1 protein-coding gene is annotated in these 506 nt (G+C 26.3%); it reads left to right on the forward strand.

Annotated features, from left to right (window positions below; all coding sequences use genetic code 11):
* The first annotated feature begins 184 nt into the window (after nucleotides 1–184).
* A complete protein-coding gene (locus tag RCF13_RS00035; protein WP_308140648.1) occupies nucleotides 185–400 on the forward strand; it encodes a hypothetical protein in 216 nt (71 codons plus the stop codon).
* Nucleotides 401–506 lie beyond the last annotated feature (106 nt).

The raw sequence follows: 506 nt of genomic DNA on the forward strand, positions 1-506 counted from the left end.
ATATATTATTATTATCCTTATGTCAAAGATAATTATCTTTTAAATGAATTTTTTTATTGAAAAGGGTTGCAACAAAAACGGTACTATGCTACAATTAAATTAACTTAAAGAATAATTTAATTACATAAAAGATTAATAATAGGTATCATATTACTAAGAAAATAAATAAAAAGGAGCTAGAGGAATGAAAGAATACATATTCAAAATTATATGGGTAGATGGAAAAATAACACGAACTAGGAAAGCTACACTCAATAAATTAAACGATGTGGCGCACAAAGAGTTTTATGAGAATGGAAATTATCTTTGTAACAGAGATATAGATACAATTGAGAAAATGGGATTTATAGATTTATATAATAAAAATGGAGATTGCATTCATATTGAGAAAATAAAATAAAAGAAGATGGAGGAATTAGGATGAAAAGGAAATATATTTGGGCTTACTTAGATGGTAAGAAACTTGTAGAAGTTATACAAGCCGCACTGGACAACAATATGACCGT

Origin of the sequence: Stenotrophomonas maltophilia group sp. RNC7, from assembly GCF_030910085.1 — a bacterium.
GTDB classification, from domain to species: domain Bacteria; phylum Pseudomonadota; class Gammaproteobacteria; order Xanthomonadales; family Xanthomonadaceae; genus Stenotrophomonas; species Stenotrophomonas sepilia.